This window comes from Paenibacillus abyssi (assembly GCF_014640295.1).
Taxonomy (GTDB): domain Bacteria; phylum Bacillota; class Bacilli; order Paenibacillales; family Paenibacillaceae; genus Paenibacillus_D; species Paenibacillus_D abyssi.
In genome coordinates this window covers 26,507-39,335 of sequence record NZ_BMGR01000020.1, presented here as the reverse complement: position 1 = coordinate 39,335, position 12,829 = coordinate 26,507, and the positions used below count along the sequence as shown (strand labels likewise).

At 40.5% G+C, this 12,829-nt stretch carries 12 protein-coding genes and 1 riboswitch; of the genes, 10 read left to right on the top strand and 2 right to left on the bottom strand.

All coding sequences use genetic code 11. The features are described from left to right. Together IEW11_RS22775 and IEW11_RS22770 are read left to right on the top strand one after the other, a co-directional pair. Positions 1–1,107, top strand: a complete 1,107-nt coding sequence (locus tag IEW11_RS22775; protein ID WP_188533390.1) for an AAA family ATPase — start codon at positions 1–3, stop codon at positions 1,105–1,107. Positions 1,108–1,109: 2 nt separating this feature from the next. After that, positions 1,110–4,208, top strand: a complete 3,099-nt coding sequence (locus tag IEW11_RS22770; RefSeq protein WP_188533389.1) for a type I restriction endonuclease subunit R — start codon at positions 1,110–1,112, stop codon at positions 4,206–4,208. A 66-nt stretch (positions 4,209–4,274) separates the two neighbouring features. Here the strand turns inward: IEW11_RS22770 and IEW11_RS22765 are convergent, their stop codons facing one another. Next, the gene (locus tag IEW11_RS22765; protein WP_188533388.1) at positions 4,275–4,622 is read right to left on the bottom strand and encodes a helix-turn-helix domain-containing protein; all 348 of its coding nucleotides are present in this window, start codon (positions 4,620–4,622) and stop codon (positions 4,275–4,277) included. 363 nt (positions 4,623–4,985) lie between these two features. Between IEW11_RS22765 and IEW11_RS22760 the strand changes: the two genes are divergently transcribed. The 8 genes from IEW11_RS22760 (at position 4,986) to IEW11_RS22725 (ending at position 12,576) form a co-directional block, all read left to right on the top strand. After that, a complete protein-coding gene (locus IEW11_RS22760; RefSeq protein WP_188533387.1) occupies positions 4,986–5,300 on the top strand; it encodes a hypothetical protein in 315 nt (104 codons plus the stop codon). Continuing rightward, positions 5,300–6,370, top strand: a complete 1,071-nt coding sequence (locus IEW11_RS22755; protein WP_188533386.1) for an ATP-binding protein — start codon at positions 5,300–5,302, stop codon at positions 6,368–6,370. Before IEW11_RS22760 ends, IEW11_RS22755 begins: the two co-directional genes overlap by 1 nt. Before the next feature lie 333 nt (positions 6,371–6,703). Then, positions 6,704–6,967: a hypothetical protein gene (locus tag IEW11_RS22750; protein ID WP_188533385.1), complete on the top strand. Its 264-nt coding sequence runs from the start codon at positions 6,704–6,706 to the stop codon at positions 6,965–6,967. A 137-nt stretch (positions 6,968–7,104) separates the two neighbouring features. Then, positions 7,105–7,719 (top strand): replication protein, encoded by a 615-nt coding sequence (locus IEW11_RS22745; RefSeq protein ID WP_188533384.1) that lies wholly within the window; start codon positions 7,105–7,107, stop codon positions 7,717–7,719. Beyond that, entirely contained in the window at positions 7,712–7,915 is a 204-nt protein-coding gene (locus tag IEW11_RS22740) for a DUF3173 family protein (RefSeq protein ID WP_016819295.1), read from the top strand. The genes IEW11_RS22745 and IEW11_RS22740 overlap by 8 nt, the downstream gene beginning before the upstream one ends. A 2-nt stretch (positions 7,916–7,917) precedes the next feature. Then, entirely contained in the window at positions 7,918–9,150 is a 1,233-nt protein-coding gene (locus IEW11_RS22735; RefSeq protein ID WP_188533383.1) for a tyrosine-type recombinase/integrase, read from the top strand. A 421-nt stretch (positions 9,151–9,571) separates the two neighbouring features. After that, a riboswitch (purine riboswitch) is annotated at positions 9,572–9,672 on the top strand. Positions 9,673–9,804: 132 nt separating this feature from the next. After that, complete coding sequence (locus IEW11_RS22730; RefSeq protein ID WP_188533382.1) at positions 9,805–11,196, top strand: NCS2 family permease; 1,392 nt, start codon at positions 9,805–9,807, stop codon at positions 11,194–11,196. A 168-nt stretch (positions 11,197–11,364) separates the two neighbouring features. Then, a complete protein-coding gene (locus IEW11_RS22725; protein ID WP_188533381.1) occupies positions 11,365–12,576 on the top strand; it encodes an alpha-D-ribose 1-methylphosphonate 5-triphosphate diphosphatase in 1,212 nt (403 codons plus the stop codon). On the opposite strand, the gene sspI is transcribed toward IEW11_RS22725, so the two are convergent. Beyond that, positions 12,573–12,794, bottom strand: a complete 222-nt coding sequence (gene sspI / locus IEW11_RS22720; protein WP_229725600.1) for a small acid-soluble spore protein SspI — start codon at positions 12,792–12,794, stop codon at positions 12,573–12,575. The genes IEW11_RS22725 and sspI overlap by 4 nt on opposite strands. Positions 12,795–12,829: the final 35 nt, after the last annotated feature.

Genomic DNA, 12,829 nt, shown 5'->3' with positions numbered 1-12,829 from the left:
ATGGGGAAGAGTTTAATTGAAATTGCACAACAATTAAAAGAGAGCGATAAAAAAGTTCAATTAATTTATGGCTTTAATGGAAATGGAAAAACCAGACTATCAAAAGAATTTAGATTGCTGGTTGCACCTAAAAACGATACAGAGACGGACGAAACGGGGCTAGCCAGCAAAAAAATCATTTACTATAACGCTTTTACGGAAGATTTGTTCTATTGGGACAATGATCTAGCAAATGATATTGATTTAAAACTTAAAATTCATCCCAATTCTTTTACTGAATGGGTGCTTAATGAACAGGGACAAGATCAAAATGTTATTAGTCATTTTCAGAATTATACTGATCGTACATTAACACCTAAATTTAATTCGGATTTTTCGGAAGTTACATTTTCTTATGAACGAGGAAATGAAGAACCTTCTCCAAACATTAAGGTTTCCAAAGGTGAGGAAAGCAGCTTTGTTTGGAGTGTTTTTTATAGCTTGCTTAACCAAGTGATTGATGTATTAAATATAGCTGAGCCAAGTGAACGAGAAACAGATCAACTTAATCAGTTGAAATATGTGTTTATTGATGATCCTGTAACTTCATTAGACGATAACCATTTAATTCAACTGGCTGTAGACTTGGCTCATTTGATCAAAAAAAGTGATTCCGAACTAAAGTTTGTTATTACAACTCACAATCCTATTTTTTATAATGTGCTCTATAATGAAGTTAATAAAAAGACCTGCTACATGCTAGGCCGTAAAGAAGATGGTACTTTCGAATTAGAAGAAAAACCAGGAGACTCAAATAAGAGTTTTTCATACCACTTGCATTTGAAGAATACGATAGAGGAAGCTATTGAGAACAATCAAGTACAAAAATATCATTTCACTCTTTTAAGAAATCTATATGAAAAAACAGCTAGTTTTCTTGGATTTCCATACTGGTCAGACTTATTACCTGATAATAAAGAAGCATATTATAATCGGATTATTCAATTTACAAGTCATTCTACTCTGGCGGATTCAAGTGCAGCAGAGCCGTCTCCTCAGGAAAAACAAACAGTTAGGTTATTATTCGATCATTTGATAAATAACTATAGCTTTAGGAAGGAGGCATAAAGATGAGCGAGTACATACCCATTGCTGAATCAAATCACTACATCGTTCTAGATAAATATAGCAAGATAGCCGAACAAGGAGTCGGCTATCAAACGGAAGCTAATTTAGAACGAGAACTGATTCAAGATTTAGTGAATCAAGGCTATGAAAAACTACCTAACTTCACTTCTCCTGAACAGATGCTTGCGAATGCTCGTGTGCAGATCCAAGACTTGAATAAAATGCAATTTTCAGATGCCGAATGGCTTAGGTTTTGTGAGCAGTATTTAGATAAACAGAGTGACAACCATATCGATAAAACCCGTAAAATTCATGACAATCATATATATGACTTTGTGTTTGATGATGGACATATTCAGAATATCTACCTAGTAGATAAAAACAATATTGCCGGTAACAAGGTACAAGTTATATCCCAATTTGAACAAAAAGGAACGCATGCGAATCGATATGATGTGACCATCTTAGTCAATGGCTTGCCACTAGTACAAGTGGAGCTTAAAAAGCGTGGGGTTGCCATTCGTGAAGCCTTTAATCAGGTTCATCGATATAGCAAAGAGAGTTTTAATTCCGAAAACTCATTGTTTAAGTATGTACAAATCTTTGTGATCTCTAATGGCACAGATAGCCGCTATTTTGCCAATACGACGAAACGGGATAAGAACAGTTTTGACTTTACGATGAATTGGGCCAAAGCGGATAATATCCTCATTAAAGATCTGAAAGATTTCACGGCGACTTTTTTTCAGAAAGATACGTTATTAAATATACTGCTAAAATATTCCGTATTTGATACAAGCGATAACCTGCTGGTGATGCGACCTTATCAAATAGCCGCAGCAGAAAGAATACTATGGAAGATTAAGAGTACATATCAAGCGAAAAAATGGAGTAGCCCGGAAAGTGGCGGGTATATTTGGCATACAACTGGTTCCGGGAAAACGCTTACTAGTTTTAAAGCAGCTCGCTTGGCTACTGAACTCGATTTTATCGATAAAGTCTTTTTTGTTGTAGACAGAAAAGACCTCGACTTTCAGACGATGAAAGAATATCAGCGATTTTCTCCTGATAGTGTGAATGGTTCCGAGAGTACGGCAGGGTTGAAGCGTAATCTTGAAAAAGTTGACAATAAAATTATTGTGACGACGATTCAAAAACTAAATAATCTGATGAAGGGCGAAACCGAGTTACCTATCTATCATAAGCAAGTGGTATTTATATTTGATGAAGCTCATCGTTCGCAATTTGGGGAAGCTCAAAAAAACATAAAGAAAAAATTCAAGAGGTTTTATCAATTTGGATTTACAGGCACGCCTATTTTTCCGAAAAATGCCTTAGGTTCTGAAACGACGGCTTCTGTCTTTGGCAGAGAGTTACACTCGTATGTCATTACCGATGCGATCAGAGATGAGAAGGTATTAAAGTTCAAAGTAGATTATAACGATGTCCGCCCACAGTTTAAAACGATTGAGCAAGAACAGGACGAAAAAAAGCTATCGGCTGCAGAAAACAAAGAAGCATTGCTACATCCTGAACGGATTAAAAAAATTTCTCAGTACATTCTTCATAACTTTAAAAATAAAACGCACCGTTTGAATGCAAGTGGTAGAGGATTTAACGCTATGTTTGCTGTGAGCAGTGTTGACGCAGCCAAACTTTACTATGAGTCTCTGAATAATTTGCAACAAGGAAGCGATAAACCGCTTAAGATTGCGACAATTTTCTCCTTTGCTGCGAATGAAGAGCAAACGGCGATCGGTGAAATTCTGGATGAAACGTTCGAACCAACCGCTATGGATAGCAGTGCTAAAGAGTTTTTAAGCGCAGCCATTAAAGATTATAATGCGATGTTCAAAACCAATTATGGCGTAGAAAGTAAGGAGTTTCAAAACTATTATCGTGAACTTGCGAAACGAGTAAAAGACAAAGAAATTGATTTGTTGATTGTAGTCGGCATGTTTTTAACGGGTTTTGATGCCCCCACATTAAATACTTTATTTGTCGATAAAAATCTTAAGTATCACGGGTTAATGCAAGCTTATTCGAGAACTAACCGTATTTATGATTCCACCAAAACCTTTGGAAACATTGTTACTTTTCGAGATTTAGAACAAGCAACCGTAGACGCCATTACGCTGTTTGGTGATAAAAACACTAAAAATGTAGTGCTGGAAAAAAGCTACAAAGAGTATATGGAAGGGTTCGCTGATGTGACAACAGGTGAAGCCCGTCGTGGTTATGTTGACGTAGTAAAAGAATTAAAGGAACGTTTTTCTAATATTGATGAGATTGTTACTGAAAGGGATAAGAAAGAATTTGTTAAACTTTTCGGTGAATATTTGCGGATTGAAAATATCCTACAGAACTATGATGAATTTTCAGGTCTGAAAGCTTTGCAAACTATAGATCTGACGGATTCGGATGCGGTTGAAGATTTTAAGTCTACTCACTATGTAACAGATGAAGATATAGCTAGCATGCAAGGGGTTCAAGTGTTAGAGGAAAGGACGGTTCAAGATTATCGTTCTACATACAATGATATTCGTGATTGGCTGCGTCGTGAAAAAACGGGAAAAGAAAAGGGGAATTCCGCTATTGATTGGGATGATGTTGTCTTTGAGGTAGATCTACTGAAATCCCAAGAGATCAATCTGGATTACATTCTTGAACTTATTTTCGAATACAACAAAAAGGTGAAGGATAAAGCATCCTTGGTTGAAGAAGTTCGCCGCATAATTCGTTCTAGTGTAGGAAATCGTGCAAAAGAAAGCTTAGTCGTTGATTTTATCAACCAAGCTGATTTAGACAATATCCAAGATAAAGCCAGTATTATTGATAAGTTTTTCTCCTTTGCTCAGATGGAGCAAATACGTGAAGCAGAAGAACTGATTAGTGCGGAAAAACTTAATGAAGAGGCAGCAAAAAGATACATGTTAACCTCATTGAGAAGAGAATATGCCAGTGAAAATGGGACAGAGCTTAATGAAGTTCTTCCTAAAATGAGTCCTCTCAATCCTCAGTATTTAACCAAAAAGCAGAGTGTTTTTCAGAAAATCTCTGCCTTTGTGGATAAGTTCAAGGGTGTAGGTGGAAAGATTTGATTAATCTATAATAGCGGTTAAGAATTTGAATTCTAGAAATTGATATATTCACATCGCCTTTGGATTTTAATCCGAGGGCGTTTTTTTGTTGATTTTTAAGCGTATAGGAATTGAGGTGCTTTCCTGTATACATTTAAAGGCTTCTTCCAAATTTGCTCGAAGCTTAGGACTTAACTGTTCATTTCCACGATAAAAAAGCCAATCAAGGCTAATTCCGTATGTATCTGCAATTTTCAAAGCTAGGTCAGATGAAAGGCTCATCTCTCCACGCTCAATGCGGCTAATGGTGTTGGATGAAACATCAATACTTTCTGCAAATTCGAGTTGTGTAAGATTCTTTATTTCTCTTAATTCTTTAACGCGCCCAAGTGTAATATCTTTTTTTCGCATATTCGATCCTTTTTTATCGGTCATTTTTCCGCTCCTTTCCTAGTCCATGAAATTATTTTACTATACAAAGTCGTATAGTGACAATCGCGGAAAATGATGCCCTCAATTTGCCGTTTAGGTTCTCGTTATCTGAATATGGCTCTTTTACAATAAAGATACGACATGGCCATGTTGAATTTAATTACAAGGTGATGAACACATAATAGAAAATGCTTTTAGTCGGTGCTAGGGAGCTTGGCTTCAAGGTAAATGACGGTTCACAGGTAAAGGGAATGCAGCCTTTATGTAGCCTATATAGCGGAGAATAAAAAAGTCAAAGGAATCATGAGTACAGGGATAAATAAATCTATTCAATATGCATTAGTCACGCTGCAAAAGGAGACCTTTATGAAAACAAAAAATTCGCGAAACGCATACAACGAGAATACAGCAAAGCAGTATATTTCAGACGAGAAACCAATCATCAGTGTTTCTTCCGAAGTAGAAACACAATATAACTGGATCGACGGTAAACGTACAGATGAAGTAACAGGGTACAAGCTTTATTTTGTACAGGAAGGAGTTAACCCCTTTATGGTTAAATTTGTGAAGAAACCATCATTAGCACCGTTCCTTTCTGAAGTAAGGCTAGATAAACTTGAAGCAATCGAAATCCGCTCGAATGTGTATTTCCGTTCAGAAGGGGTACGGGTTGTTAAATAATGAAAAACTCAGAACTTGAAGGCTACTTGATCCAAGCTCTGAACATGGCATTACAGATAAATGGTGAGACTTCTTACACGAACTCATTTGATGTAAGTGTAGCGGACGAAGGTTTTTACTTCGTCCCTCGCCTTCCTGCAAGCTATGTCGTTGATAATGAGCTTTATCAAAAGATTTACCTCATCAGTAATGCTGTTTTATATCCAGATTATACGCTTTTAAAGCAAACGGGATCGTATTTTGTCCCACTGGATACAGAAGATATTCATGTGAAAAGGGCATTGTTCTTCCCTTGGAGGCAAGGCATTTCAAAAAGATTGATTGTACGGGATATCGAAAAATATGTTGATGACTTGCCACTTAACCAAGTTCCTGTGATGGAGAATTACACTATCAATCTAAACAAAGTCACAAGTATTGCTATCGCAGGAAATTCAGGTTCAGGCAAGTCCTATGTGTTGACATATTTTTTATGTGTATTGAAAAAGAGTTCAAGACTCGTAATTATTGATCCGAAATGTGATATGCCTAGTAGGTGGGGAAGGGAAAACCATGTTAAAGTCATAGCCCCAACTGATAACAGGAACAAGAATGATTTTGTCTCAAGTGTGAATGCAGAGCTTAGCCAGTGCTTGGAGCTAATTCATCAACGGCAGCAGGTGCTTTACGATAACCCTCAAGCCGACTTTGAACACTATACGTTGGTAATTGACGAGGTTCTAGCATTGAGTGATGGTGTGGCAAAGCCGATTAAGGAAGCATTCTTTAGTCTTCTGTCGCAGATTTCATTACTAGGTAGAGCTTCAAAGGTTCATTTGCTACTGGTATCACAGAGGTTTGATAACAATGCAATTCCTATTTCTTGTAGAGAGCAACTCAATGTGTTAATTCAGGTTGGGAATATTAATTCCAAGACAACACAATTTCTATTTCCCGACCTCTCACTTGAGGGGATAGTCATACCGCAAGGAATTGGGACGGGTCTGATACAGGTTATTGACTCGGAGCACCCATTTCAAATTATTCCATTACTAACACCAACATTTAATAATTTGAAAGGAGTAATGTAGATGAAAAAAACAGGTAAATCATTCTTCATTCGGACGTTCCATATTAACCGATTTCTGTTATTTATTTGATTGATACTCCTTCTATTTCGAGTTGCGTTCAAAATAATAGAAAGTCTTTTGAACGATGAAACAAGTTCATTCCTGAGAGAATACTCAGAAATAATGTCTAAAGTATTGGGGTCAATTTCCAACACATTGGATGGGATGATTCTGTTATCGGTCGGGGCTTTACTGATACTGGTAGTTCCAGAACTAATAACAAGGATAGTTCATGACTCATTAGGGAATTGGTTCAATTCAATATGGGTTAGCTTCCGTTTAAGAAAATTCCTAATGAGACAGGCAGACCATGAAGGTGAAGGGATATTCAAGCTACAACAGCATAATAAAGCAATCAGAAAATCCATCATTGATATTAGGAATAAAAAAATCACCTATCTCGCTAAATTGCCAAATGACATGCAAGCACAAAAACTAATCTTAGAAGCAAAAGAAATTCTTCGAGAAGAAATATCAAGTCGCTTTCCAGACTACACTTTCTCGAATTTTGAACGGTACAAACACTGGCTGACAATTGAGGGAACAAAAATGAGGTGAAGAATAGCGGAGCTTTTGCCTGCCTTGGGCAGAAGCAAAGGAGCTCCGCTATTCTTGAAAGATGGCAGAAAGCGATATCCCACGGGGCTACTACGACCCCCGTGGGATCAATAATCAATAATCGAGGGAAATGAACTATGGATAAGAAAAAAGAGCAGAGAAGCAATAAATGGGCGTTCATTTTCTATCAAGAGAGTGCCCCGAAGAACTATTTAGAGATTTTAGAAGAAATGCACATACCTTTTGTGTTGAGCCCTTGGCACGATAAGGACGTGAATAAAGAGACAGGGGAAATTAAAAAGGCACACAAGCACGGTGCACTATACTTTGATTCTTTGAAAAGCTATTCGCAGGTTTCAAGTCTGATTAGCGAAAAGCTTAACGCTCCAAAGCATGTTGAGGTTGTGATGTCCCCAAAAGGAATGTATGAGTATTTCACACACGCAGAAAATCCAGATAAGACACCCTACCAAACAGAAGATATTGAGTGGGGGTGTGGATTTGAACTTGGGAAATTCATTGTTGAGCATAATACGGGTGAATTTTTGAACAGCATTATTGATGTGATTGCAGAACAAGATTTTAAGGAATTCGAAGAACTTGTAATGTACGCAAGAAGTAATGATTATTTGTTGCTTGAGTTAATCGTAGATAAAACGTATTTCTTCTCAAGATTACTAGATTCAAGGCGTTACAGTTCGGAAAGACCCATTAAGAAAATTTATAAAGAAATGGGGGATGGCGATGAGTAAAACAATGGTGAACTCAGAGGACTTAAAGCGTGCTGGATTCTCACCTTACACGGCTTCCAATATCATTAGACAAGCAAAACACTATATGGTACAACAAGGGTATGAGTTTTACGAGGGGCGGCGTATTTCTGTTGTCCCCTTACAGGCGGTAAAATCCGTTATCGGTGATGTTGAGTTGTCCGAAACGGAGGATTAAATTTGTCAAAAACTAGCTACCAAGATATTTATCAGGATGAAAATGGGCAATTCTATTACGAGGTAAGCTTAGGTACGGACAAAATCACAGGAAAGCGTATCAAGCGTAAAGGTCGCAAGTCGCAATCTGGAAAGAAATTTGAGTCAGCAAAAGAAGCCTATGCGGAAGCTATCCGTGTAAAAAATGACTTTCTGCAAACTCAAGGATATTCTGATTATGGTATGACCTTTGAACAATTCATGAATAATGTCTACATTCCACATTATAAGACTGAGGTGACAGAAAATACATTTGAGTCACGGAATCCATCGTTGAAAATTCTGTTCGAACGTTTCGGAAAGAAGCCATTACGGAAGATTACTTTGCACGATATTCAATTTTTCAGAACGTGGCTTCTAGATAAAAATGCGGCAGGATATTCACAGGCATACGCTTCATTGGTCTTTGGAATGTTTAAGAAAATTCTTGAATTTGCCGTAACCCTCAATTACCTTGATAAGAATGTTGCTCGACAAGTGAAACCAATTGCTAAAGTGAAAACGGATGTTGCATACTGGACGAAAGATGAATTTGAGAAAGTAATCTCAAAGATTTACACCGAAGATTTTTATGAGCATTTGTGCTTTGTGATGTTGTGGGTCTATTATATGACAGGTGTTCGTGTGAACGAAGGAGCTGCTCTCTGGTGGAATGATGTTGATTTTGAGAAAAAACAGCTTCGTGTTCATCATATGTTAGTCACTAGGAGTCGAAAGAATTACATTCGGAAGAATCACACGAAAACAGTTGATGGAAAACGGGTGCTCGCTTTAGATAATGATACGATTGAAGTATTGCGTGTATGGAAAGAACGACAAGCAAAACACGGAAATGTGGATTTCATTTTCTCCTATGACGGCTTACCCATGATTAAATCAACGATAGCCCGAATTATTGCTCGTTATGCGAAGCTAGCAGGTTCTCCAGTAATACAGGCTAAAGGTCTACGTCATCCACATGTAAGCTTTCTCATCAATGAATTAAATGCGTCTGTCTTGGTTGTCTCAAAACGTCTCGGGCATAGTTCGCCAGAAATTACGCTAAAACACTATGCACATTTGTGGCGTGGAATTGATGACGCTGTCGCAGAATCAATGGCAGGCATTATCAAAATTAACACTGCAACAAGTAAGCAATTTGCATTTGTCGGTAATCAAACGGTGAAACGATTGTCGCCAAAACTGTCTCCAAGATAAGGGAGACACCTTATAAATGTGATAACAACAGGCTTTACAAGTCCTATCCGCTCCATCGAGTGGGAATAAGGATGTAACTCCATAAAAGCATGATATAAGCGTCGTCAGTGCCTACTAAAGGGTTTTCCTAAGGGAGAATGCCGGAATGGCCTGGCGGCTTTTTTCATTATGGTTCGACTACCGTGATACAGTGCTGCAACCGCAGCACGGTCCTCAGGATATACACACATTGTTAAATTTCCTGCTCGGGTTTTCCGCGTAACTGCAGCAGCAATCAGGGAAAAATCGGAAATATTTCAAGTGCAAACGTTTACAAAATGCCATCACTTCCTAATTCCGAACAATGGTTTATGAAAAATCGACATTATTCGTAAAATCTGTTGACAAAGTTGTACAGCTCTCATTAGAATAAATGAGGATAACGAACAACAGCATACCTTTTCGTATAATTCCAAGAATAGGCTTGGAAGTCTCTACGAGGTCACCGTAAATGATCTGGCTACGAAAAGCGGGAAAAGTAATAAGCACATCCGGAGCGATATGATCCGAAGGGTATACTTTTCCTGTTTTGCGCGGAACCTAGAAGAGCATGCCAATATGGCGCTTTTTTAGGTTATTTTTGTTCCACTACATTTTTTAGGAGGGTTTAGAAAAATGGAACGTTTCTTTCGGCTGAAGGAAAACGGAACAAATGTCAGAACGGAAATCATGGCGGGACTGACGACTTTTATGACGATGGCCTATATTTTGGCTGTCAATCCGTCAATTTTGGTTCCAACAGGTCTTACTTGGGATTCCGTGTTTTTGGCGACGGCTTTGTCCGCAGGGATTTTTACGATTGCAATGGGTTTGTTTGTTAACTTTCCGGTCGCTTTGGCGCCGGGTATGGGGTTAAATGCTTACTTTGCAGCAGTTGTACTGGCTTCACAAGCAACCGGCACACCTATTTCGCCGGCTATGGCATTAACCGCCGTATTTATTTCGGGGATTATCTTTATTATCCTGACCGTCACTCAGATTCGTCAAATGCTGCTCGAAGCGGTGCCTGACAGCATTAAGCATGCGATCACGGTTGGGATCGGTCTTTTCATCACGATCATCGGTTTGAAGAACAGCGGCCTGCTTACCGTTGCAGTTCAAACGGTGAATGATGTGCCTGCAGGACAATTCACAAACCTGATGGGCTTTGAATCCGTCATTCATATGGGAAGCATGCATAATGAAGGCATTTTGTTGACGATATTTGCTATTCTTGCGATCGCGATTATGATGGTACTGCGTGTTCCAGGCGCAATTCTGTTCGGGATCCTGCTCACGACAATCTTGGCTATTCTGGTCGGCAACGTGGATGTGAATGCTACATTGAGCGGCAAAACATGGATGCCTAATTTTGCTGAATTGAATTTTTGGCACTTTGATTTCGCAGGGGTTATCGAGGTTGGCCTCATTACAGTCATCCTGACGTTCACCTTTGTGGAATTGTTTGATACATTCGGCACGTTGGTTGGTACGGCCAACCGCGCCGGCTTTATGAAGGACAAAGATAAAGGCAAGCAAAAAGTTGGTAAAGCGATGTTTGTTGACGCCATTGGCGTAAGCGGCGGTGCGGTGCTTGGTACAAGTACAGTAACAGCCTACATCGAGAGCTCTGCCGGTATCGCGCAGGGCGGCCGGACGGGTCTTACTGCTATAACGACGGGTATTTGCTTCTTGCTGGCGATCTTCCTTTCCCCGCTTATTGCGCTCATTCCGGGCTCAGCAACTGCAGCGGCATTGATTATTGTCGGTGTGCTGATGATGCAGTCTGTGAAGGAAATCGACTTTAGCGATATGGTATATGCGATTCCCGCGTTCTTTACCATCGTGATGATGCCTTTCACATACAACATCGCTAACGGTATTTCGTTCGGTATTGTATTCTACGTTGTTCTTGCTGTGATCGCGAATGTAAGCGGCAAAGCAAAAGAAAAATACTCGATCCACTGGCTGATGTGGGTGCTCGCGATTTTGATCGTCGCACGTTACGTTTTCATGGAAGGCCATTAATCGAATAGAGCTCAATAAAGAGGCAGCGCTGGAACGGCGCTGTCTCTTGTTTTGTTCACAGACCTGGTGCGATCACGCAAGAGAGAATAGTGGCTTTCCTTTCACGAAACGTTTACAATAATTCTCATAGATTTTTGCGGCTATTGGAGCAAAGGAGGATATCCATACATGGGAGCGGAAAAGCTTCTTATCCAGGGAGGACGTGTCGTGCTGGAAGACCGGCTGGCAGAGGGCGACATCGTCATTGAAAATGGGCGTATTACAGCAATTTTAACCGAACAGGACGGCAGAGCAGGGCGGGAAGCAGCAGCCGCTGAACGTGGTGGTGAAGATAAGGCTCGATGTATAGATGCTAAAGGGAAATATGTGCTGCCCGGGCTGATCGATATTCACTGCGATGCGATCGAGAAGGAGGTTCAGCCTCGTCCGAACACGTTGTTTCCGCTGGAGATGGCGCTCATCGAATTTGAACGAAAGCTGCCTGTGCATGGCATTACCTCCATGTATCATTCTTTATCGCTTGGGGTGGGATTAAGCTTGCGGGGAGACCATCTGCTGACACAGATGATCAAGCTCATCCATCGTTACCGCAGCCGCAGAGCGATGATCAGGCATGGGATTCATTTGCGGTATGAGGTGGCTCATTTGGCAGGATTGCCGATTGTAGAGCAGTTTGTACGTGAACGTAAGGTCGATTATTTATCGTTTATGGATCATTCACCCGGACAGGGACAATATAAGGAAGAGGGATCCTTTGAGCGTTATGTGATGAAAAATCAAGGCGTTGATGTGATCGAGGTGCAGGAGATTGTGAGGGATCTGCTGGAGAGACAGCAGCGGGTGGACTGGAAGCATCTAAGCGATCTGGGGCGGTTAGCGGCCGAGCAGGGAATTTCAGTTGCCTCCCATGATGATGATTCGCCTGATCGGGTACGGGAGTTTATGGGCTTTGGCGTGAATGTATCGGAATTCCCGATGAATATCGGGACGGCACAATTCGCAGCGGAGCAAGGCCTGCACGTTTGTGTGGGAGCGCCTAATGTAGTAAGGGGCGGCTCCCACGACAAAAATATGCGGGCCGTTGATGCGATCCAATTCGGCGCAGCGGATATTCTTTGCTCCGATTATCATCCGGCCTCCTTGCTTGCCGCTGTATTCAAGCTCGCCGAGCAAGGCATCATTGACCTGGCGGCGGCCGTAAGAATGGCTTCTCTCCACCCTGCAAAAGCGCTTGGCGTGGGTGGTGAGCGAGGCTCCATTGCAATCGGCAAACAGGCCGACGTACTGGTCGTTGATACGTTTGACCGTTATCCGATGGTTTCGCATACCATTGTTGACGGCACGCTTGTATATGAGAGCAGCGCTTATTTCCCGCGTTAAACGGTTGTTTTCTTCTGGAGACTGTTATGAAGCGCACTAACCATTGTAGTCTGTGCGGCTTTATCGCTTTCTTGCCAGATCATTTCGAACAATACGCCCAGACCGGGCAGCGTACGTTCATCATTGCCGATTGAGCTTTCGATCACATCGGTTAAATCTTCATCCGTTTTGCCTTGTACCCTTTGTATGATGGCTTGGCGCAAATCAAGATTATTCAAGCTTAAGTCCCTCCATACGTCGTTTTCCCGATTAA